This window comes from Wolbachia endosymbiont of Tuta absoluta (assembly GCF_059414725.1).
On record NZ_JBNRJY010000132.1, the window covers coordinates 1 to 327 of the forward strand.

At 40.7% G+C, this 327-nt stretch carries 1 protein-coding gene; it reads left to right on the forward strand.

The window, feature by feature from the left end; all coding sequences use genetic code 11:
- The coding region (locus ACJ5GX_RS01360; RefSeq protein WP_495292610.1) for a hypothetical protein at window positions 1-327 on the forward strand (327 nt) is incomplete at both ends.

Consider the following 327-nt stretch of genomic DNA (forward strand, 5'->3'; position numbering starts at 1 on the left):
GTATTGTCAAAAATCTTGACCCTCGCGAATACGAAATTTATACCATCGCAGCACCTGAACAATATGAGTTGCGTCGACCTTATTTATGGCGTTTTTGGACCAAGATTCAACCAGAGGAAAAAATCAGTATTTTTGATCGAACTTGGTATGGACGAGTTTTGGTTGAACGTATAGAAGGTTTTGCCAAACCTGCTGAGTGGCAACGTGCTTATGATGAAATCAATCGTTTTGAAAAGGACTTGGTAGACAATCAAACGGTGTTGGTTAAATTCTGGTTAGCGATCGATCCTTACTCGCCCCCGTATCAATCAAAAAATATGGTGGAGG